Here is a 1,550-nt window from a genome sequence, read left to right as displayed (position 1 = left end):
TTGAATCAATTTCATAACTCGATTTTTTCTAGAGGTTAGACTAGTCCAATTTCTTGATTTTCATTTTTTTAAATTATGCAGCTGTGTTTTGCTCATTTAATTTTGCATTCAAACGATCGACTGCTAATTTACAGGCATTATAAATAAATGTCACCATATTGAAGTGCAACTTGGCTTTTCTGCCTGTTCGGTGACGGACATTATTTAATTGAAAATATTCTTTTAAGTAGGCATTTACTCGTTCAACAGCTGTACGTTCTTTGTAAAGTTTTTTCCATAATACAGAGCCTCTTGCTGGATACGTGTACTTTCGAATATCCGTTTCACACTTGATTTTAAAGACTTTTTGACATAGTGAATCTTCACGTAATGGACACGTTGCACATTCTTTCGGGCGCGTAAATTTTAAGCTTTGATATTTCTCGTCAAAGCTGTCGTAACAGTAGCTATGTTCCCGTACACACGTTGGACGGAAATTTGCATCGAAGCCCAAGATTTCAGATTCACGACGTTTGACATAAGGAATGACAGCTTTCATGTCTTGATTTAAGATTTGTCGGTAAATCGCTTCGTAGTCATATCCTGCATCGAATATAGCGGTTGTAAATTGATTTGGCATGACTTCCACTACCTTTTTTAATAGGGGAATCGCCGCTTTACTATCACTTAAACTCCCCGACGACATCAAGCATGCCACAATGTACTGGCTTTTGGTCGAGACCGCTAAATGCCCTTTGAAGCCGAACCAGAACGTGTTTTTCCCGTCACTATTCTTCTTCACGCCCCACTTCGGTTCAATCGGAATGTCTTGCCAAAGTGTGGCTGTCGGGATCGTTAATTGATCTTCTAATTTCTTTTCGTAGGTTGTGAGATTGGCCTCGATTTCGGCTTGTTCCGCAAGCCAAGCAGCACGTTCTTCTTTCGATTTACGCCCACGTTTTTTCGGTACTTTTTCTTTTTTCTCAGATGGTTTGGACGCATCACGCGCTTCAAAATGTGTCGCGTCATAACTAACATGTTCATCAGCTAAAAACCCTTCTGTAAAGGCTGCTCGAATCAGGTCATCATTCATTCCAACAAAGACATCTGATTGGCTAATCACGTCGACCATGCGTGAATAAGAAGCTTCAGAAGGCACTGAATCTGATAATAGAAAGCCACAATCTAAGCGGAAAATAAGATCATATTTTAGCCGCTTCACTAAATCTTTTACGGTTGGAATGCGTTCCACAATACGAATAACTAATGATTGAATCATCGCACCGTAGTTTAACTCTCGCGGAGCACCGTACATGGTTGTTTTACGGAACAGTTGGAAAATCGGTTGTAGATTGAAAGTAGACAAAATCGCATCAAAACGACGAGAACTTTCCATATCCATTAATTCTTGGATGTCAAAAAGACGCATTTGTTTTACAATAGTCATAGGGCATTCACCTCAGGGATAATTTTGGTTTGGTCACTTAAATTATACCAAATTGGGGAGGTGCCCTATTTTTATTGTTTTGAACCCCTTGGGAGACAAGGGATTGGAATTATGAAATTAACTC

At 39.4% G+C, this 1,550-nt stretch carries 1 protein-coding gene; it reads right to left on the bottom strand.

The genetic code is table 11. The annotated features are described in order from the left end of the window. Window positions 1–73: 73 nt before the first annotated feature. On the bottom strand, window positions 74–1,426 hold the full coding sequence (locus D1606_RS18420) for a transposase (RefSeq protein ID WP_119417444.1): 1,353 nt from the start codon (window positions 1,424–1,426) through the stop codon (window positions 74–76). Window positions 1,427–1,550: the final 124 nt, after the last annotated feature.

This window comes from Rummeliibacillus sp. POC4 (assembly GCF_003576525.1).
Lineage (GTDB): Bacteria > Bacillota > Bacilli > Bacillales_A > Planococcaceae > Rummeliibacillus.
This window is presented reverse-complemented; position numbering and strand designations above follow the sequence as displayed.

Coding starts and splice junctions, on each gene's coding strand:
- D1606_RS18420 (WP_119417444.1), bottom strand. CDS start 1,426: ATGACTATTGTAAAACAAATGCGTCTTTTTGACATCCAAGAATTAATG.